Genomic DNA, 18,399 nt, shown 5'->3' on the forward strand with positions numbered 1-18,399 from the left:
TAACCGCCAGCATCGAAAGCATTTTGGGGAGGCTGAGCTTCGGTTTAGCCTCCCTCATCTTTTTCAGGAGCGCCGTAATGACCAAGAAGGTTCGCACGAAGTACGTCATCCGCGACCACAACATCCATTCGCTGGCAATCAATGCCGTCCACTCGGGCCTGCGCGAGTTCGAGGCCGACTTTCGCACGGGCGCCATGCTGGCTGGACGCGACATCGAGGATGAAATCCATCCTGGCGCGATGACCAGGTACGGGCGATGGAAGGCCGCCGTTGGCGCAGGGGACGAACGGGCGCTGGCGACATACGCGCGGCTGCGCCCCGGTCTGATCACCGAGCTAGACGTGACGTTTCTGGCCGACCGCATCGACGATGCGAACCCCGCGGTCGAACTGGAGATCATCGCCGAAATTTTCGGCAAGGAGTTCGCCCCCGTCGTGCATCCTGTCATGAGGGACGAGTTCATGCGCCGGCTCGACGAGACCGAGTGCGCCCTGGAACGCCTCCGTGTGCGGCTCGCCGCGAACTGCGCCACCGCGCACGACTTCGAGCGCGTCCCGTGGATTGCCAACGCCATGGTGACCGACGAGATGATGGAAGCTTTCTGCGATGCAATGTCTCAACGGTGGTTCTTGGACAACAGGGTCAAGGAATGCCGGGTTGTTTCCGACCGAGGGACCCACACGTGCCACTTCACGGATGTGGAAATACCTTCCGGCGAACCGCATGTACGGTGCGACATCGATTGGGAGGATGACACCCGACGGGTAGCACTGGCATCGAAGTCTGCGGTGTGGTGCCTACTGATCTTGAGGGACCTTGGGAACGCGTTCTACCTCAGGCCGTGCTGAAATTCCGAAACCGACCCTTGTGGCGCCCATGCACGAGGTCTACCTTTCGTGCGTGGGCAGGCCATGCCGCCCTGATGACGGAGTACCGCAGATGACCGACACCACATCCATTCAGTCCGGCACCGAGCGCACCAGGGCGAAAACGGCCTGGGAAGAAGCCGTGGACGCCCAGGCGCACGCGGATGCGCTGGACGAGCGCTACCGCCCCGACAGGGAAGCCGCCACGGCCGCCGAGCGCGCCCGTCGCGAGGCATACGAGCTTGAACTTGAGGCAGGCGAGCGCGCCCTTGCCGAGCATCAGATCCGCCAGGCGGATGCCTATCACGCCGAGGTGGACAGGGAAGCGGCCCGCAAGGCGCGTCGCAGGCGCTGACCCACAGCCGGGGCACCAGCCCCGGCCTCCCGCCGGCCGCCACGATGATGGCGGCCCGCCGGGGGCCGGACAGTCCACCCCCACCACGGGCAGGCCATGCCGCCCGAAGCCGGAGTACCGCTAATGACCACCAAGGCGCACGTCCTGAAATCCCCGATGACCCGCCGGCAGCGGGAGGACCTCGCCGACGGCGTGGCCCGGTCGCTCGCCGACGGCGTCGACCTCGTGTTCACAATCACGACCGTGGACGCGCGCTACCAGCCGATTCCCGGCACCGGCCTGGACCTGGTGGTCCGGGCCCCGACGCCTGAGTCAGCGTTCGTCGCGTGGGAGCGCCATGCCGACGCGCTCGGCGCGGAGGGCGTGCATCGGGTTTGCCTGACGTACACCCATCCGGAGCGCGACGGCGTCCGCCAGCCGGAGCGCGAGAAGATCAGGCACATCGACCTCGATTGGCTTCTCCTCTGCGACACGCTGGAGCCCTACGACGACGAGGACGAGGCCCTGGGCCTGTCCGTGGACCGGTTCTGAGGGAGGCGACGATGCAGATCGGCACCTTCATCGCCACCCCGGCCCATTTCCTGGCCGCCTGCGCGCTCCTCTGCCAGTCCACCGAGTCCGTCAAGCAGGCGGTCGGCGGCTGCAACGCCGTCGAGGCCGAGCGCGTCACCGACCGCCTCGCCGCGGCCCGCCCCGGCACCCCGCCGGCCTGGTTCTCCGGGGACACGTCACTCGGTCGATTCGTGTGCGTCCTCGACGACGGCCACGTCCTCGCATGGACCGTCTTCGGCGCTGGCACGCCCCCGGCCCTGGTGGCTTGGTACAACACCTACAGCGGCCACGTGCTCTGGAGACCGACCCATGCATCGTGAACTTCTGGCCCGCGCGGGGGAGGCACTGCGCGCGGGGGGCGATTGGATACGCGCCATCGCCGAGGTCCTCGGGCCCCGGCACCCCAGCGGTCCCCGGGAGGCCCTTGACCGGCGCATGGTGCAGCGGTGGGCGACCGGGGCGATGGAGATCCCCGACTGGGTCGCCCCCGCCCTGGCGGAGGCCTTGAGGGAGGCGGGGGACCATCTCCACGCCGTGGCGGACGAGCTCAACGCACCGTCCCCTCCGCGACCGCGCTGAACGACGAAGGGCCCCGGCAGCGATGCCGGGGCCCTTTCTCATTCCGCGTCCGCCAGCCGGCGCTCCTCGGGCTCGTCCTCGACGGTCGCCATCCGCTCGCGGATCTCGGGCAGGTTGATCGGCCGGTAGGCCCACTCGTCCACCCCGACGTCGAGGCTACGGGACGTGCCGGGCAGCTTGCCGTGGCTATGGCCGAACAGGTGCAGCGCCCCGCGCCACATGCCGTTCCAGGTGCGCAGGGCGTAGTGGCAGAGGACGATCCGCGTGCCGTCCACGAACACCGTCCGCAGGTCCGCCGGGGGGCTGGCCCAGCCCAGGCCGATGTGCCTCGGGCCGTCGTGGTTGCCGATGATCAGGTGCTTCCGGCCATTGAGCCGGGCAAACACATCCTGGCACCGCTCGGACGACGAATTCATCGCGAAGTCGCCCAGGAAGAAGATGTCGTGGCCCTCACGCACGCGGCTGTTCCAGGCGTGGATAAGGTCCTCGTCGTGGCGGGCGATGTCAGTCCACGGGCGGCCCTCCATGGCGAGGATGCCCCGGTGGCCAAAATGCGTGTCGGCGGTGAACCACGTGGTCGAGGACGAGAAATTTTGCTTCATGGCGGCAGCCTCCTGAGGGGCTGCGCGCGTGGCGTCACGCCCCCGTGTTGCGGTCCTTGGTTCTGGGGGCGGCTATCGGTTTCACGGCGGCCTCGGCGCGCTGGAGGAATCCCTGGCCTGCCAGCTCCCGGACAGGGCGGCAAGCACCGGTTGGCGGTGTGGTTTACGGTTCCCTGGTCGGGTCGGCGGCGAGGATGCGTGCGGCCTCGTCGTGGGTCAGCAGCCCGTCCTCGACCGCAATGGCGACGTCGTTCTCCAGGAGGAATCGCGCACGGCGGCCGCAGCGGACGCGGGCGGCTTGAACTCGCGTCCCTTCTGACGGGCCTTGGCCACGAGGAAGTCCGCCCGCAACTTGTCGAGATCGAACCGCGCCGTCGCCACGTACTCCTCGACATGCGTCCACCAGGCGGTCGCCACCGGAATCTTCAGGTCGAGCCGGTCGTCGTCGGCGTAGTGCCGCTCCGACACAGACCCCGGGGCGACGCCCTCGGCGTGGTCGAGGATGAGGTCCAGCGTGCTGTCCGGCAGGCGCAGCGTCCTGGCACCATGGGACCGAAACGCCCGCCGGAGGTCGTGGGGCGAAGCGTCCACCGGCAGGGCGGCCAGCAGGTGCGTGATCGCGGACTCGGACAGGTGCTCGATGGCGACGCCGGCCCGCCGCGGCCGCATCCCCGGGAACAGCCACGGACCTTCACCGGCGCGCTCGACCTGTTCCCGCACGGCGGACCAGACCGGGGGCGGCAGGGGGACGGCGTGGTGGGCCTGGGCCGAGGCGCGTTCTCCCGTCTTTCGGCGCACCGGCGGCAGCCGCCAGATACCCCACCCCGGGTGGTCCGGCACCGGGGCGAGCTCCTCCAGGCGCGCGGTCGCGATGGCCCGCCGGCGCTGCACCGTCGAGACCAGGAGCATCACCGCCGCCGAGAACCGCGGCTCCAGGAGATCCGTGCGCGCCAGGGCGACGAGGAGGCCAACGCGATCCATCGTCGGGAATCGCACGCGCGAACCCCGCGGCGACTCGCCCTCCTTGGCCTTGGGCCGCTTCGGCCGTTGCAGGTCGTCCAGCCACCCCTTCGGAACGCCGCTGTCCCGCCGGGGGCCGGGGGTCGCCAGCCAACCATAGAAGTGGCGCAGCCGGACGAAGATCGCCTCGGACTGGCGGTGGTGGGCTTTGGCCTTCTCCCCGAGGATGGGCTGCAGGTCGTCCGGCGTGATGGTCGCGACCGGCAGCGGCGCGAACCGACGCAGGACCGGGTGCCGGAGCACCTTCCTCGCATCGTCGTGGGCGGCCTTGCGCCACTCGTCCGCGTGGGCCGCGAGGTACTCGTCGACGGCCTTCGTGTAAGTCCACGTGCGGGGCGCGACGGCCTTCAGCGGCTTCAGGTGGACGAGGTCCGGGTAGGCCTCCTCCGGGGTCGTCAGCCCCATCTCGACGCGGTGGAGGACCAACCACCGGTCGGTCGGGAGGCCGTTCCCGGACCGCAGCATGGTCGTGGCGGCGGTGCAAATCGCGCGGGCCTGGGCGATGGTCAGCCCGTCCACCGGGCCGAGGTTGAGGCGCATCGTCTTCCCGAACCGCTCCGCCTTCCATCCCCACGTGACGGTCCGCGGACTGACCCGCAGCAGCAGCCCCTGCGCACGGCTGTCCCGGACGTCAACGGCGGCGACGCCCGGCCGCTGCTCCCGGCCGGCGCGCTCGATGAAGGTGGCCGTGATGTCGACGGCGCCCCGGGGCGGCCAGTCCACCTTCGGCTTGGGCGGGGCCTTCGGGGTAGCCTTGGCGCGGGGCATCTTGGGCGGATTCCTTGGGCGGGTTTGGGCGGGGCCAGGAAAATCACCCGTCCCGCGGTCCCCGTCGAGGGGAATCGCTCGCGCGAGGGTAAACCGCTGTGGACGCTACCGGAAGTGAAACGTCGTTCAGTATCTTTTGGGCTGCCTGCCCCCGCCCGGGAGGGGCATGGGCCGCTGACTCTTAATCAGCGGGTCCTAGGTTCGAACCCTAGTGCGCCCACCAAACAAATCAGACATCCCGATCTTACCTCCGATGCGAAGCCTGACGGTTTCGCAGGCCGGGTCGTACGACGCGACGACTGGATGTCATCGGCCTTCCATCGTGCGACCGGCTGCCAGGGCGATCATCACATCGCCGGCCGGTCCATGACGCCCTCGACCGCCCTTCACACGGTTCAGAGCGAGCGAGCGCGGGCAGGCCATCTGCCCCGGCCCCCGCGCGGGCGGACCGCGAAACGCTGAGCCCTGCAGGATCCTGATCGGGGAGGGCGAGTTGAATCGCCGAGCCCCATGGGATCAGCACACCATGAATTTGCGCCGTCCCGCTCCCATCCCGCCCGGTCCCGGCCAAGAGAGCGTCTGGGACTACCCGAGGCCCCCGAGGCTCGAGAAGGTGGCCCTGCGGCTGCGCGTGGTCTTCGACGGCGTCGAGATCGCCGACACGGTGCGCGGCTGGCGCGTGCTGGAGACCAGCCATCCCCCGTCTTACTACCTGCCGCCGGAGGATATCCGGCCCGGCTGCCTCGTCGCTGCGGGAACGGGCAGCGTCTGCGAATGGAAGGGGCGCGCCTCCTACTTCGATGTCGTCGGCCCGCGGCACAGGGCTGCAAGGGCGGCTTGGACCTACCCGTCACCGACGGACGCGTTCGCCGGCTTGGCCGACCACGTCGCGTTCTACGCCGCCGCGATGGAAGCCTGCTACGTCGGCGAGGAGCGCGCCAGCCCTCAGCCCGGCGGCTTCTACGGCGGCTGGGTCACAGCGGGGGTCGTCGGCCCGTTCAAGGGCGAACCTGGGACACAGGGGTGGTGACAGGATCGGCCGGAGGCCGTGTCCTGTCGTGAGGGCGCCGGGCTTGCGTCCCTTCACCCAGCGCGTGGGGTGGCCGTGCCGGGCGATGACGTCCTGGCAGCTGTCCTTGGCGCGCGATCTCAGCACACCTTGCTTGACCAGGATGGCGTGGTTGGCGGGACACAGGTCCGCCGGCTTCCGATCATGTTCGGCGAGGCTGCGCGGAAAGGCCATCACGCACCCCTCCATGTCGAGATGACCGGCGCCGTGGACGATGGATCGAAAGATCGACTTGTAGAGGCGCTGCGCCAGCAGCGCGGGCTCACCGACGGCCGTATCGGCGTGCGGCGGGGTGAAACGTGCGGTGGAGACGACCTGGACCCAGGTGTTCCCGGGCCCGAACGCACCTCCGCGTGCGAACACATAATTGTACGGCTGGCTCTTCAAGTCCTGCGCGACGATCAGCTCGCTGACCGTCCCTTCGTCGCTCTCGCCCGCAACCGCTTGCCAGAAGCGATCGACCACCTTCCCGGCGTCGAACTGGGTGCCGTTGATGGAGAATTCCGGGCCAAGCTGCAGGTTCATGTCCTGCACCACGACTGGCGCCACCAGAACACGCTCGAGCGCACACACGAGGGGCTCGACGAACCGTCGATCCGTCACATCCGCATGGATGTAGACCATCACGGCCGACAACTTCCAATCCGGCCCTCGAATCAGCTGTCCCTGTGCCGAAGCGCTGCCGTGCGCGGCGAGAAGCACCACGACCGCAAGCGTGATCAGCAGGGCGCGGGGTCTCGCTCGCAGAAGCCTATGACAACCCGACGGAGATAGACGGTTGGTCAACACGGCTGGTCTTTGAATTTGGCGATTACGAGTTGCAGACCGCGAGCACTGAGCGAACTACGGTCGCTGTTTCGCGCTTTATAGCATAGATCGACCTTGAGCGGTCCATCCAAGCGCCGTCGTCGGAGTGATCCAAACCGGGAGCGGACGCCTCGGCTTCACGAACGCAAGAACGCGGCGTTCAGCTCATGAAGTGCCACGCCGCCTGCGATCTGGTCCGCTCCGCGGCTGCCACGCCATCGGGCCGAAGCCCGGTCTCTTCGGTCCTGGCCTTCTCGGAATGGTCGAGGGCCAGATCCCGCTCCTTCGCGGCGGCGGTGGGGTGGCCGTTCGCGAGATGCCGCGCCGAATACCGGTAATGGGCGGCGGCCCGCTCGTGCTGGTGTGCCGCATCCTTGCAGCTGCGTGCCATCTTGCTCATCGCCATCGTCGCTCTCCTCCACATCCCGTCCTTAGGCCGGGCTTCCCCGGCCCGCCGGTTCAGCCGCGGACCTGCGCACGCCCCATGTCGCGGTCCCAGGTGGTCCTGGCCGCCTCGCGGGCCGCGCGGGCGGCGTTCGCGGTGGCCGTGGCGGCCTTGAGGATGGACGCCCGTGCCGTCGACGCCGCGCGATGCATCGCCGTCATGTTGGCCCGAACCGAGACCTCGGCGGCATTCCTGGACGTCTGCGCCGCCAGCCGGGTCGCCTCCACCGACTTGCGCGCGGCCTCCGCAGCCTTTCGCATCGATGCGTTCGCCGCCATGCCCGCCGCCCTGTTGGCCTCCACGATCTTGGCCTCGGCGCGGGTCGCCGCCTCCGCCGCGTCGGTGGCGAGCTTGCCGATCATGTCGGCCGAGCGCTTCGGGGCATCCGTCACCGCCGCCTTCGATGCCTGCATCGCGAGCCTTGCCGCCTCGCGGGCCGCATCGGCGGCTTGGCTCGCTTCGCGCCCCGCCTCCCGCATCGTCGATGCGGCATCCACGGGGGCGGTGGCCGGCTGCTGCGCCCGGGCCGAGGTCATCGTCGCCAGGACGAGGCAAGTCGTCGTCAAGGCTGTGATCGTTCGCATGGGAAGTTCCAATCGTTGGGTTGGTTGTGAAGGACGGCGGTCTTCGGCCGGGCGATGCGCGGCTCAGTCCGTCCGCGGGATCTTGGCGGCGGAGTTCCAGTAGGCGTCCGCCTTCTCCGCCTGCTGGGCGAGGGACTCGGCCTTCGTGAAGCGGCCGCCGATGATCTGCGGGGCCCGATCCATGCCGTCCCTGGTCGTGTCGAGGACGAGGATGTTCAGGTTCGGCGTGATCTTGAAGCGGTCCCAGGGGACCGCGACGTGGTGCTGTCCGAGGCCGAGGACGCCGCCGCGGGCGACGACGAGGTAGGCGATCCTGCCGCCTTCGAGGCCCATCACGATGTCATCGACGCTGCCGAGGGCCACGTTGCCTGGGGTGCGCACCTCGCTCCCGAGCAGGTCGTCCAAGCGGAAGGCCGTCGTCCGCGATACGACGGGCTTCGCGAGCGAGAGTTCCTGGGTACGGAAGCCGAGGGCGTTCGCCACCCGAAGGTCGCGGCCCTGCGTGTCCGCCTTGTAGGCGTCGTAGCTGGCCCGGACCTGGACCAGCACGTCCTCGCAGACCTCCTGCTTGCCGTGACGCGCCAGGATGTCGGCGCCGCCGAGCAGCACCCGGACTTCGTAACCGGGGCGGACGTTCGCGTAGCGCAGCATCGCGGAGGCGGCCCCCATCGCCATGCCCGCGTCGGAGCCCACGCTTCCCGCCCAGTACCCCCCGAGCGGGTACCCGTAGCCGGAGCTCGACCCGCCCAGCCAGTACCCGTCCTTCTCCATCATCGCGTCGAAGGCCTTGAGATGGTCGAGGCAGGCCTGGGCCAGCTGGGCCTCGGCGCCCAACGTGGTTTCGGCCACCGGGTCGGGTCCCGGCGCGCCGACGGCGGGCGGCGGCGTGGTGAGGACCAGGGCGGCAGAGACGCCGAGGGTCAGGCAGCGGATGACGTGGCGCATGGAAGCTTCCTCGGCTCGCAGAACAGGACGCCGTCCCCCGTCAGAGGATGGCGAGGTCGTTCTCGACGATGGCGACACCGGGGGAGGCCCACGCCGTCGCCGCCGCCAGCCCGCGTTCGTGCTCGCTGTGGACGCTGCCGATCAGCCGGACACGGTCGCCCTCGACATCGACTCCCACGCGCTTCGGGTCGAAGAACCAGGAGCGTCCGAGCGCGCTGCGAATACCGTCGGCAATGTGGTGGGCGTTCGCGCGGGGCTTGATCGTGATCTGGTTCGTGAGGCCCACGACGCCGAGCAACGATCTGACATCCTGGGCCGCAATGTCCCTCTGGAAGTTCCAGTCCACGACCCCGTTCAGGGTAACCCAGCCATCCTGAACCCGCGCCGTGACCGTGTTGGGCATGATCGCGGCATCCCAATCCAGTCGGTTGACCACGGCGGACGCGATGTCCCCGTCGATCCGCCGGTGATCGAAGGGGAGGTCCACCGCGATCTCCCCGGCGACGGCGTTGACCCCTTTGACGCGGCCGGCGGCGGCCTCGGCGGCATGCTTCTGGGCGAAGCTGGCGACGCGACCCGTCAGCGTGACGATGCCGTCCTTGGTGCTGGCACCGAGGGACGCCTCGCTCACGCTCGGATCCCAGGACAACTCGGCCAGCACGTCGTGCGTCAGTCTCTCGTCGGGGCTCATGGTGGTTCGCCTTCGTCGATACGATCCCGGCGCCGGATGGGGCGGCGGATCTCATCGAGACCACGCTAGGCCGTTCGTAAAATACATACGCCAATCAAATTTGAGATTTAGCTATGTGTGGACGGACGCGCCAATATTCCGTGGACACACGATGTCGTTCTTCAGCGATCATAAAGCTGGCTACACGCGGCGAGGAAACGTCGATCCGATTTGCCTCGGCTTATCCAGTGCGCGTGGCTTCACACCGAGGCCGGGTCACGGAAATTTATCGTTGAGCCTTCGGTCGTAAATCGTATCGTCAACCCCCATCTTCATGATTCAAGCGATGGCGAGGTTCGACCCATGTCTAATCTGCCGTTTCATCTTCGCATCCAACTTGGAACGTTGGCCTCGAGAATCACCACCCTCGAAGCCACCGCCCAAGTCATCCGCGACGAGTCCGAGGCTGCCAAAGTAAATTTCAACGAGTTGACGGCGCGCCTCAGGGCATTGCGCAGCGCACGCGATGCAGAAATCAAAGTTCGAGAGTCACTCCGCCGGCCGGTGCCACGCGCGACAGTGAAGAAATTTCGATGAGGGACGTCATGCTGAGCCCGATTGAGGCGCTTTACAAAATGCGCGACGAAATGGTGATGAACCGCCGCAAGTTGGTCGATCAGCTTGAAAGCGTTCAGAATGTACAAGCTGAGATCGAGGTCATCGATCGCGCTATTGCGGACGAATGCGCGGCGCAATCCGAGCTGGACAAAGACCGCAAGTGAGCCGCATGAACGTATTCGGTGCAGCTCGCAGCGTGAAACGGCGGGGGTTGCGGCTTATGGCAATTGCTGTTCTGTAGGTGGGACGAGTTGACCGTCGGATGGGGATGCACGGCCCGTGCAATCCGGAAGGCCGACCCACTCCTGGATGTCCTCATGGCCACCGACAATAAACGCGGCAACCGCGAAGCGAAGAAGCCGAAAGCGCCGAAGATCAAAACAAATGCCTCGGCGCCTTCCACAAAAGGTACGGTGTTGGCCAAGCCTGCGACCGGTTCCAAGAAGTAGCATATGTGCCCGAGCCGGATAGATATTCATTTCACCCGGTCATCGGCAGAGTCGTCGAGTACCAACACCGATTCATCGGCAGCGCGCCGCGGTGCGCTGATCGGTGAATGTCGAGTGCGATCAGCTTCGCGACTGTCGTGGAGTGGGTCGAGGTTCGGCAAGATGTGGTTGACGGGATCGACCCTGCGGACACCGGCTTCATCGAGACCGACATCCTGAACGGCGCCAGGGGCGCACGGTGCCGCGACAGACCGGACGCGCCCTTCGGATCGGGGGAGCGCCACCGGTCTCAGCCACGAACCGAGACTTCCCCAGGTCGCTGGCTCGGTCGGGATCCCGGTCGCCGATATCGCCCTGGCCTCCAGGGTCTCACGGCTGCCCCGCGACGGCCCGAACCTCGTGGTCGGCAACATCCCTCGGTTGCAGGATTGGGCCGAACTCCTGGATGCACTCGGTGATGTGGGTGAGCACGGCCCGGATCCGCGGCGTGTCCCGGTTGTCCTTGTGAACCAGAAGCAGGATGTCGGCGCTGGGCGGGGTGACCGAAACCGGGATCCGGATCAGTCTGGCTTCGGCATCCGCCCGAAACCGCGCGAGGCATGCCAGGCCACCGCCGTTGGCCGCCGCGAGCACCGCGGCTTCGTGACTGCTGGTCTGGAGGACCACCGTCGCCCGGGATGCCATCTCGGTCAGCCACGCGACTTGCGTCATTTCCTGGGTGTCTTCGAGCTGGGTGATGAGGCGGTGCCCCGAGCATCCGTCGTCCGGGTCGGGTGTCCCGTGTTCCCGGAGGTATTCCGACGTCGCGTAGAGCCCGAATGCGATCCCGCCGATACGGCGCAGGACCAGATCGTGCTGCTCGGGCTGTCGCGACCGCACCGAGATGTCCGCCTCCCGCATTGACAGGCTGAGCTCCCTCGGGTTGGGGATCAGCTCGATCATCACATCGGGATACGAGGCGTTGAGGCGGGCGAAGCTGGGCGCCAGGATGTGGGCCCCGATGGTCTCGGCGCAGGTGACGCGGACCAGCCCCCGGAGCCTCGTATCCCGGCCGCTGATGTCGCGTTCGAGCGCCAGAACCTCCGCTTCGAGCCGTTCGGCCTGCACGCGCACGGCGGATCCCGCCAGGGTCAGCACGTAGCCGTCCGGGGTGCGATTGAGCAACCGCACGGCAAGGGTCGCCTCCAGCGACGTCAGACGTCGCCCGACGGTCGATTGAGAGACGTGGAGCACCCGGGCCGCTGCAGAGAGCGTACCGTGCCGGGCAAGAGCCAGGAAAAACCTGAGGTCATCCCAATCGAGCATCAGTGCGCCACACTCCGTTTTTGCATCTCCCCTCGTCCATTTTGACTGACGATTTATTGCGCGAAAAGTCTATACTAAAAGTTCGATCACGATCAAAGAGCAAATATTTCAGCGCCTAAAACATATATGTTGGATATTCGCAAAGAAGGATATGCGTATGGCATTGCCCCCGGTCAAACCTGGATTCCCGCTCACCGACACCGCCGACGGGCGTCGGCTCCAGGCTGTCATCGCCGAGGGGAAGTCGGACCCGGAGGCGATCCGCACCCTGCGATGCCGCACGGTCGCGCAGGGGCGCCTGCACCAACTCAACTACATCCGGGACCTGCCGCCCCAACCGGTGATGGAGGACGAGCCCGACGGCTTGCTGGGCGAGACCACCGCGCCGAATGCCTCCGAAGCCCTGCTGGCGGCGTTCGGCTCGTGCCTGTCCATCGGCATCCATGCCAACGCATTGGCCCAGGGTATTCCGATCCGGGCGCTCGAACTCAACGTCGAGGCGGACATCAACACGACCGCGGCCTGGGGAACGGGTGACCTCCACCCCAAGACCATCGGCTTCGAAGCGATCCGGGTCTCCGTCAAACTGGATGCGGACGCATCGCGGAAGGTGCTCGATGCCATCGTCAAGCATGCCGTCCTCTGGTCGCCGGTGGCGAACACCTTGCACAATCCGGTTCATCTCGACGTGACGCTGCAGATGGCCCCGAGAGCCTGACGCCGTCCTCCGTTCGGCTCCGTCCATCGACGAAACCGGTCCCGATCCTGGCGCAGCCGAGCCCGCAGCGGCATCCGGGGCGAGACGGCCTCGGAACGTCGGAGCAGAAGCGCCCCTGGCTTTGCGGCCCCACCGCGGACGCCGTGGCCACCGCCCTGGAACCGCTCGCCGACCGCCCGGGCCACCCCGTCCGGCTATGGCAGCGTGAACACAGTGGGATGACCGTGGAGGACGTTCGCCAGCAGGCAGGACAGGCCGATACCGGTCACCCCGACCGTGCATGCGATCGCCACCACGCTTCGTTGCCACGGCGCGGTGCCGAACGACGACACGACCGGCGACGGCGCGATCATGGTCCGGCGGGTCATGTCCATCCTATTGGCTGTCAGGCCCATGCACGGACCGCGATGCGGGCAGCCGTCCCGGCGGGGACACCACCCACCGGTAGTCGGCAATGATCTCGTTTTCGAGCGCACAGCGCTGGACGTCCTCCAGGTCGGGGAGGATGTCGACATCCGAGGCGTCGCGGGCCGATATCAGCATGACCACGCCTGCGATCGTCTCGAACGCGACCAGAACTTCCTCCTGGGCGTAGGGGTCGTTCGGATCGATGCAGGCGTGGCTCGGCAACGGCGTCCTCCGACATCATTGCGGGGTCGGGACAATGGTGCTTGGGCACGCTCGTGGTGCCCGCCCCGCAGAAGTCCGATGCACGGGTTTCAGGCCAGGGACAGGATCCCCGCGCGTCGGCCGGGCGACCGTGAGATCGCCTGAACGGTGAGGCTAACAGGAAGGTGGAACGGACCCACGAACCGTTTCCGGGGACCGGCTTTGCAGAATCGCGACCTATAATGTCGCATGGGACCGGGATAAAGCGAGGTCACGATTGGGCTCTACCTGACGGGGAGCCCGCGCGATCTCACTGGCCGCGTCCCAACCATCGCGGCTGCATTCGGGCGCGACATAGCGATCGAGGCGGCGACCGTCCGACAATGGTCGGTCGCTTCAATCGGTGTCCGGGCCCCCGCGCCGCCTTCCCTTCGCGCCGTCCCGGAAGAAAGAGGCCGCCGGTCTGCTTCCGAAAGGCGGCGCGGGTTGGACGGACACTTGGCGTCCCCCCAGTTCGTGCCGGCAAAAGTCCGCGTCTGCCCATTCACTCGCACGGGACTGTCTTGCCGCCGGACCATGGGACGGGGGACAGTGATCCGATGCGCCCGGTCATTGCCCTCTCCGCGATCCGCATCTTCGAGGCCGCCGCCCGGCGCCGCTCGTTCAAGGCCGCGGCCGCGGAACTCGGCCTGTCCACCAGCGCCATCAGCCACGCTGTCCGGAAGATGGAAGAGGGGCTCGGTGTCGCCCTGTTCGAGCGCACCGGCCAGGGCGTCGCCCTGACCTCGGCGGGCGAAACCCTGCTCGACCATGTCGGGCGGGCGTTCGAGGTGCTGGACCGGGGCCTCAACCTCGTGACCAGCCGGGGCTCGCAGCTCCTGCGCCTGCACTGCGCCCCAAGCTTCGCCGCGCAGTGGCTGACCCCGCGCCTCGCCCGGTTCCTGAACGAGAACCCCGGCATCGAAGTCCGCCTCGCCGCCGGCATGGACTATGCCCGCTTCACCAACGACGATTTCGATGCGGATATCGTCTACGGCCCGCACCGGGGCGACGGTCTCGTGCGCATGGGGCTCGGGGAGGAGGTCGTCACGCCCCTCTGCGATCCGGCCCGGGCCGCCGCCATCGCCGCCGCCCCCGACCTCGTCGGGCAAACGTTGATCCAAAGCGACAACAAGCAGCTCCGCTGGCCCCACTGGTTCGAGGCGAACGGCCTCGCCGCCCCCGCCACCGCCGGCCTCCGGTTCGACCGCAGCTTCCTCGCGCTCGCCGCCGCCGCCGATGGGCTCGGGGTCGCCCTCGAATCGACCCGGCTCGCGGAGCGAGAACTCGCCTCCGGCCGCCTCGTGGCCCCCCTCGCGGGACGGGCGAAGGACCTGCGTTACGTCGGCCACCACTTCGTCTTCCCGGCCGCCTCCCGCCGCCGCGCGCCCCTGCGCGTCTTCGCACGCTGGCTCGCGGACGAACTCGCGATCCCGCTCGAGGCGAGCCTGACCTGACCCGCCCTCGTGGCGCGTCCGGCGACGTGACCCGGAGCGCCGTGAGGTTCCGAGCGTCCGAACAAGTCCGGAACACGATCCTGGCCGTCGATCTCCGGTCCCGTCTCTGCAAGGGCCACGAAGCAATTTAGGGACGCGCCACATCCGCGAAGTGGCCCGCTGCCCTGGATCGCTTCGCGTTGCTCGCAAGGACGAAGTGGGCGGCGACATCCCGGCCGCTCCGAGGGACCTGCCGCAGTCCTGAGTCACTCCGTCGATCGCGGGATGACGGGGGACATGGCGCGCAGGTGAGCCAGATTCATCCGGCGTTGCAGATTTCGCGTTTGCCAGGACCCGGCGGGCGGACGCAGTATTCGCGCAACAAAAGCACGACAAGACTTCCTGGAGGACGGGATGAAGCTGCTCGATGACAAGGTGTGCCTGATCACCGGGGCGGCCTCCGCCCGGGGCATCGGCAAGGCAACCGCCAAGCTCTTCGCGGCGCACGGCGCGCGGATCGTGATCCTCGACCTCGACGCGGGCCAAGCGGAGGAAGCCGCCCGCGACATCGGCGCCGGCCATCTCGGCCTCGCCTGTGACGTCACCGACAAAGCCGCCTGCCAGGCGGCGGCCGAGGAGGCGACGGCCCGGTTCGGCCGGATCGACGTGCTCGTGAACAACGCGGGCATCACCCAGCCGCTCAAGATCATGGAGATCGGGCCGGAGAACTACGACGCGGTCACGGACGTGAACCTGCGCGGCACCCTCTACATGAGCCAGGCGGTGATCCCGGGGATGCGCCAGCAGCACTCCGGCTCCATCGTGTGCATGTCCTCGGTCTCGGCCCAGCGCGGCGGCGGCATCTTCGGCGGGCCGCATTACAGCGCGGCCAAAAGCGGCGTCCTCGGCCTGCAGAAGGCCATGGCCCGGGAGCTCGGACCGGACGGCGTGCGGGTGAACTCCGTCACCCCCGGCCTGATCCAGACCGACATCACCGGCGGCAAGCTCACCCCCGAACTCAAGGTCGAGATCGCCAAGGGCATCCCGCTCAACCGCCTCGGCTTCGCCGACGACGTCGCCAATGCCTGCCTGTTCCTCGCCTCCGACCTGTCCTCGTACATCACCGGCGCGGTGATCGACGTGAACGGCGGCATGCTCATCCACTGAAGGAGGGCATCCCATGTCCACCGAACCCACCCGCGCCGGCTCGAACGTCTCCCTCAGGGAGCGGGCCTACCGCATCCGGCGCAACGCCCTGCTGATGGGCGAGGTCCAGGGGCAGGGCTACATCGCACAGGCGCTCGGCATCTCGGACGTGCTGGCGGTGAGCTACTTCCACGCCCTCCGGTACAAGCCGGAGGACCCCGAATGGGAGGGCCGCGACCGGTTCTGCCTGTCCATCGGCCACTACGCCATCGCCCTCTACGCGGCGCTGATCGAGGCCGGCATCCTCCCCGAGGACGAGCTGACGAGCTACGGCGGCGACGACAGCCGCCTGCCGATGTCGGGCATGGCCGCCTACACGCCGGGCATGGAGATCACCGGCGGATCGCTCGGCCACGGCCTCGGCATCGCGGTGGGCATGGCGCTCGGGCTAAAGCGCAAGAAGTCCGACAGCTTCGTCTACAACCTGTTCTCCGACGGCGAGCTCGATGAGGGCTCGACCTGGGAGGCCGCGATGTCGGCGGGCTCGCACAAGCTCGACAACCTCATCGGCATCGTGGACGTGAACGGGATGCAGGCCGACGGCGCCTCCCGCGGCGTCCTCGATTTCGAGCCGCTGGCCCCGAAGTTCGAGGCCTTCAACTGGTTCGTGATCCGGGTCGACGGCAACGACATCGATGCCGTGCGCACGGCCTTCGACGCCGCCCGCCACCACACCGGCTCCCAGCCCCGGATCGTCATCTGCGACACGCGGATGGGCAAGGGCGTGCCGTTCCTGGAGGCGCGGGAGCGCAACCACTTCCTGCGGGTCGAGCCGGACGAATGGCGGCAGGCCCTGGCGATCCTGGACGAGGGGAGGGGCCGATGAGGCGCTCGAAATACGAGAAGCCCGCACCGCGCACCGGTGGCGGCCTCAAGACCTCGGCGATGATCGCCTCGCTGGCCGGTCCCGACCAGCGCACCAGGGCGGCGCCCTTCGGCCATGCCCTCGTGGAACTCGCCAAGTCCCGGCCCGACCTCGTCGGCCTCTCGGCGGACCTCGCCAAGTACACCGACCTGCACATCTTCGCGCAGGCCCATCCCGACCGGTTCTACCAGATGGGCATGGCCGAGCAGCTGCTGATGAGCGCGGCGGCGGGGCTGGCGCGGGAGGGTTTCACGCCCATCGCCACCACCTACGCGGTGTTCGCGGCGCGGCGGGCCTACGACTTCATCTGCCTCGCGATCGCGGAGGAGAACCTCAACGTCAAGATCGCCTGCGCCCTGCCGGGGCTGACCACCGGCTACGGCCCGAGCCACCAGGCGACGGAGGATGTCGCGATCTTCCGCGGCATGCCGAACATGACGATCATCGACCCGTGCGACGCGCATGAGATCGAGCAGGTCGTGCCGGCGATGGTGGCCTACCGGGGGCCCGTCTACCTGCGGCTGCTGCGGGGCAACGTGCCCCTCGTCCTCGACGAGTACGGCTATACCTTCGAGTGGGGCAAGGCGAAGACGATCCGCGACGGGCGCGACGTGCTCGTCATTGCCTCCGGCCTGATGACCATGCGGGCGCTGGAGGTGGCGCAGGCGCTCGCCGACGACCGGATCGACGTGGCGGTGCTCCACGTGCCGACGATCAAGCCGCTGGACGAGGCGACGATCCTGGCCGAGGCCCGCAAAGGCGGGCGCCTCGTGGTGGTGGCCGAGAACCACACCGTCATCGGCGGCCTGGGCGAGGCGGTGGCCGGGGTCCTGATGCGGGCGGGGGTGATGCCGGATCGCGGCTTCCGGCAGGTCGGCCTGCCGGACGAGTTCCTGGATGCCGGCGCCCTGCCGACGCTCCACGACCGCTACGGCATCTCGACGGAGGCCATGGCCCGGAGCATCCGGGAATGGCTCTGAGCCGCATCGCCTTCGTCGGGCTCGGCGCCATGGGGATGCCCATGGCCCGCCACCTCGTCGCCGCCGGCTTCGATGTCCGCGGCTATGACATCCGCCCGGAGAGCCGGGCGGCGCTCGCCGCCGCCGGGGGCGGGGAGGCGGGCACCGTGCGCGACGCCGCCGCCGGGGCCGAGGCGATCCTGCTGATGGTGGTGAACGCCCCCCAGGCCGAGGACGTGCTGTTCGCGCAGGGCGCCCTCGACGCCCTGGCCCCCGACGCCACGGTGGTGCTGATGGCCACCTGCCCGCCCCAGGCGGTGATGGACATCGCCGCCCGCGTGGCGGCGTCCGGCCGCCGCTTCATCGATGCGCCGGTCTCCGGCGGGGTCGTGGGGGCCGAGAGCGCCACGCTCACCATCATGGCCGCGGCGCCGGCCGGGGTCCTGGCCGCGATGCGCCCGGTCCTCGACCGCCTCGGCGACAAGGTGTTCCACGTCGGCACGGAGCCGGGGCAGGGGGCGACCGTCAAGGCGGTGAACCAGCTGCTCTGCGGCGTCCACATCGCCGCCACCGCCGAGGCCCTGTCGCTCGCCGAACGGGTCGGCGTCGACCTCGCCGTGGTGCTGGAGATCCTGTCGGGCTCCTCCGCGTCGAGCTGGATGCTGCGCGACCGGGGACCCCGGATGCTGGAGGACGAGCCCCGCGTCACCAGCGCCGTCGACATCTTCGTGAAGGACCTCGGCATCGTGCTCGAGGCCGGGCGCGGGGCGAAGGCGGCGCTGCCGCTCGCGAGCCTCGCCCACCAGCTCTTTCTCTCGACCTCCGGCCGCGGCGAAGGCGCCCGCGACGACAGCCAGGTGATCGGCGCCTACCGGGCCCTCAACGGCCCACAGCGCTGACCCCCACGGGAGACCGGAAAACCGGCCCCGTTCC

At 68.4% G+C, this 18,399-nt stretch carries 25 protein-coding genes; 16 read left to right on the top strand and 9 right to left on the bottom strand.

Annotated features, from left to right (window positions below):
* The first annotated feature begins 77 nt into the window (after positions 1-77).
* The 5 genes from MKK53_RS24120 (at position 78) to MKK53_RS24140 (ending at position 2,352) form a co-directional block, all read left to right on the top strand.
* Entirely contained in the window at positions 78-848 is a 771-nt protein-coding gene (locus tag MKK53_RS24120; RefSeq protein ID WP_243931496.1) for a hypothetical protein, read from the top strand.
* 91 nt (positions 849-939) lie between these two features.
* Positions 940-1,221 carry a hypothetical protein gene (locus tag MKK53_RS24125; RefSeq protein WP_243931497.1) on the top strand — a complete coding sequence of 94 codons (282 nt, stop codon included), beginning with the start codon at positions 940-942 and terminating at the stop codon, positions 1,219-1,221.
* 123 nt (positions 1,222-1,344) lie between these two features.
* Positions 1,345-1,752 (top strand): hypothetical protein, encoded by a 408-nt coding sequence (locus tag MKK53_RS24130; protein ID WP_243931498.1) that lies wholly within the window; start codon positions 1,345-1,347, stop codon positions 1,750-1,752.
* An 11-nt stretch (positions 1,753-1,763) separates the two neighbouring features.
* Complete coding sequence (locus MKK53_RS24135; RefSeq protein WP_243931499.1) at positions 1,764-2,093, top strand: hypothetical protein; 330 nt, start codon at positions 1,764-1,766, stop codon at positions 2,091-2,093.
* Positions 2,083-2,352 carry a hypothetical protein gene (locus MKK53_RS24140; protein WP_243931500.1) on the top strand — a complete coding sequence of 90 codons (270 nt, stop codon included), beginning with the start codon at positions 2,083-2,085 and terminating at the stop codon, positions 2,350-2,352. Before MKK53_RS24135 ends, MKK53_RS24140 begins: the two co-directional genes overlap by 11 nt.
* 38 nt (positions 2,353-2,390) lie before the next feature.
* Here the strand turns inward: MKK53_RS24140 and MKK53_RS24145 are convergent, their stop codons facing one another.
* Positions 2,391-2,954, bottom strand: coding sequence for a metallophosphoesterase (locus tag MKK53_RS24145; protein WP_243931501.1), 564 nt, complete (start codon positions 2,952-2,954; stop codon positions 2,391-2,393).
* 216 nt (positions 2,955-3,170) lie between these two features.
* Positions 3,171-4,742 (bottom strand): tyrosine-type recombinase/integrase, encoded by a 1,572-nt coding sequence (locus MKK53_RS24150; protein ID WP_243931502.1) that lies wholly within the window; start codon positions 4,740-4,742, stop codon positions 3,171-3,173.
* A 526-nt stretch (positions 4,743-5,268) separates the two neighbouring features.
* Between MKK53_RS24150 and MKK53_RS24155 the strand changes: the two genes are divergently transcribed.
* Both MKK53_RS24155 and MKK53_RS24160 read left to right on the top strand, forming a co-directional pair.
* Positions 5,269-5,772, top strand: a complete 504-nt coding sequence (locus MKK53_RS24155; protein WP_243931503.1) for a DUF427 domain-containing protein — start codon at positions 5,269-5,271, stop codon at positions 5,770-5,772.
* A gap of 129 nt (positions 5,773-5,901) precedes the next feature.
* On the top strand, positions 5,902-6,585 hold the full coding sequence (locus MKK53_RS24160; protein WP_243931504.1) for a hypothetical protein: 684 nt from the start codon (positions 5,902-5,904) through the stop codon (positions 6,583-6,585).
* Positions 6,586-6,778: 193 nt separating this feature from the next.
* Here the strand turns inward: MKK53_RS24160 and MKK53_RS24165 are convergent, their stop codons facing one another.
* The 4 genes from MKK53_RS24165 to MKK53_RS24180 form a co-directional block, all read right to left on the bottom strand.
* The gene (locus MKK53_RS24165; RefSeq protein ID WP_243931505.1) at positions 6,779-7,024 is read right to left on the bottom strand and encodes a hypothetical protein; all 246 of its coding nucleotides are present in this window, start codon (positions 7,022-7,024) and stop codon (positions 6,779-6,781) included.
* A gap of 53 nt (positions 7,025-7,077) precedes the next feature.
* Complete coding sequence (locus MKK53_RS24170) at positions 7,078-7,629, bottom strand: hypothetical protein (protein WP_243931506.1); 552 nt, start codon at positions 7,627-7,629, stop codon at positions 7,078-7,080.
* Positions 7,630-7,710: 81 nt separating this feature from the next.
* A complete protein-coding gene (locus MKK53_RS24175) occupies positions 7,711-8,592 on the bottom strand; it encodes a PRC-barrel domain-containing protein (protein ID WP_243931507.1) in 882 nt (293 codons plus the stop codon).
* A gap of 40 nt (positions 8,593-8,632) precedes the next feature.
* A complete protein-coding gene (locus MKK53_RS24180) occupies positions 8,633-9,283 on the bottom strand; it encodes a BON domain-containing protein (protein ID WP_243931508.1) in 651 nt (216 codons plus the stop codon).
* Between the two features lie 342 nt (positions 9,284-9,625).
* Here MKK53_RS24180 and MKK53_RS24185 point away from each other — a divergent pair, with 342 nt between their 5' ends.
* The 3 genes from MKK53_RS24185 (at position 9,626) to MKK53_RS25515 (ending at position 10,329) form a co-directional block, all read left to right on the top strand.
* Positions 9,626-9,859, top strand: coding sequence for a hypothetical protein (locus MKK53_RS24185; RefSeq protein WP_243931509.1), 234 nt, complete (start codon positions 9,626-9,628; stop codon positions 9,857-9,859).
* Positions 9,860-9,867: 8 nt separating this feature from the next.
* On the top strand, positions 9,868-10,044 hold the full coding sequence (locus MKK53_RS24190; RefSeq protein ID WP_243931510.1) for a hypothetical protein: 177 nt from the start codon (positions 9,868-9,870) through the stop codon (positions 10,042-10,044).
* A gap of 153 nt (positions 10,045-10,197) precedes the next feature.
* On the top strand, positions 10,198-10,329 hold the full coding sequence (locus MKK53_RS25515) for a hypothetical protein (RefSeq protein WP_279599226.1): 132 nt from the start codon (positions 10,198-10,200) through the stop codon (positions 10,327-10,329).
* Between the two features lie 369 nt (positions 10,330-10,698).
* On the opposite strand, the gene MKK53_RS24195 is transcribed toward MKK53_RS25515, so the two are convergent.
* Positions 10,699-11,634: a LysR family transcriptional regulator gene (locus tag MKK53_RS24195; protein ID WP_243931511.1), complete on the bottom strand. Its 936-nt coding sequence runs from the start codon at positions 11,632-11,634 to the stop codon at positions 10,699-10,701.
* A 157-nt stretch (positions 11,635-11,791) separates the two neighbouring features.
* On the opposite strand from MKK53_RS24195, the gene MKK53_RS24200 reads away from it, so the two are divergent.
* Entirely contained in the window at positions 11,792-12,352 is a 561-nt protein-coding gene (locus MKK53_RS24200; protein WP_243931512.1) for an OsmC family protein, read from the top strand.
* A 194-nt stretch (positions 12,353-12,546) separates the two neighbouring features.
* Here the strand turns inward: MKK53_RS24200 and MKK53_RS24205 are convergent, their stop codons facing one another.
* Positions 12,547-12,726 (bottom strand): hypothetical protein, encoded by a 180-nt coding sequence (locus MKK53_RS24205; protein WP_243931513.1) that lies wholly within the window; start codon positions 12,724-12,726, stop codon positions 12,547-12,549.
* A 1-nt stretch (position 12,727) separates the two neighbouring features.
* Positions 12,728-12,982, bottom strand: a complete 255-nt coding sequence (locus MKK53_RS24210) for a hypothetical protein (RefSeq protein WP_243931514.1) — start codon at positions 12,980-12,982, stop codon at positions 12,728-12,730.
* Positions 12,983-13,560: 578 nt separating this feature from the next.
* Between MKK53_RS24210 and MKK53_RS24215 the strand changes: the two genes are divergently transcribed.
* The 5 genes from MKK53_RS24215 (at position 13,561) to MKK53_RS24235 (ending at position 18,365) form a co-directional block, all read left to right on the top strand.
* Entirely contained in the window at positions 13,561-14,457 is an 897-nt protein-coding gene (locus MKK53_RS24215; protein ID WP_243931515.1) for a LysR substrate-binding domain-containing protein, read from the top strand.
* Positions 14,458-14,850: 393 nt separating this feature from the next.
* Positions 14,851-15,603 (top strand): SDR family NAD(P)-dependent oxidoreductase, encoded by a 753-nt coding sequence (locus MKK53_RS24220; RefSeq protein ID WP_243931516.1) that lies wholly within the window; start codon positions 14,851-14,853, stop codon positions 15,601-15,603.
* Positions 15,604-15,616: 13 nt separating this feature from the next.
* A complete protein-coding gene (locus MKK53_RS24225) occupies positions 15,617-16,468 on the top strand; it encodes a transketolase (RefSeq protein WP_243931517.1) in 852 nt (283 codons plus the stop codon).
* On the top strand, positions 16,465-17,487 hold the full coding sequence (locus MKK53_RS24230; protein ID WP_243931518.1) for a transketolase family protein: 1,023 nt from the start codon (positions 16,465-16,467) through the stop codon (positions 17,485-17,487). The genes MKK53_RS24225 and MKK53_RS24230 overlap by 4 nt, the downstream gene beginning before the upstream one ends.
* The gene (locus MKK53_RS24235; protein WP_243931519.1) at positions 17,478-18,365 is read left to right on the top strand and encodes an NAD(P)-dependent oxidoreductase; all 888 of its coding nucleotides are present in this window, start codon (positions 17,478-17,480) and stop codon (positions 18,363-18,365) included. The genes MKK53_RS24230 and MKK53_RS24235 overlap by 10 nt, the downstream gene beginning before the upstream one ends.
* The last annotated feature ends 34 nt before the right edge of the window (positions 18,366-18,399 follow it).

This window comes from Methylobacterium sp. J-076 (assembly GCF_022829405.1).
Taxonomy (GTDB): Bacteria; Pseudomonadota; Alphaproteobacteria; order Rhizobiales; family Beijerinckiaceae; genus Methylobacterium.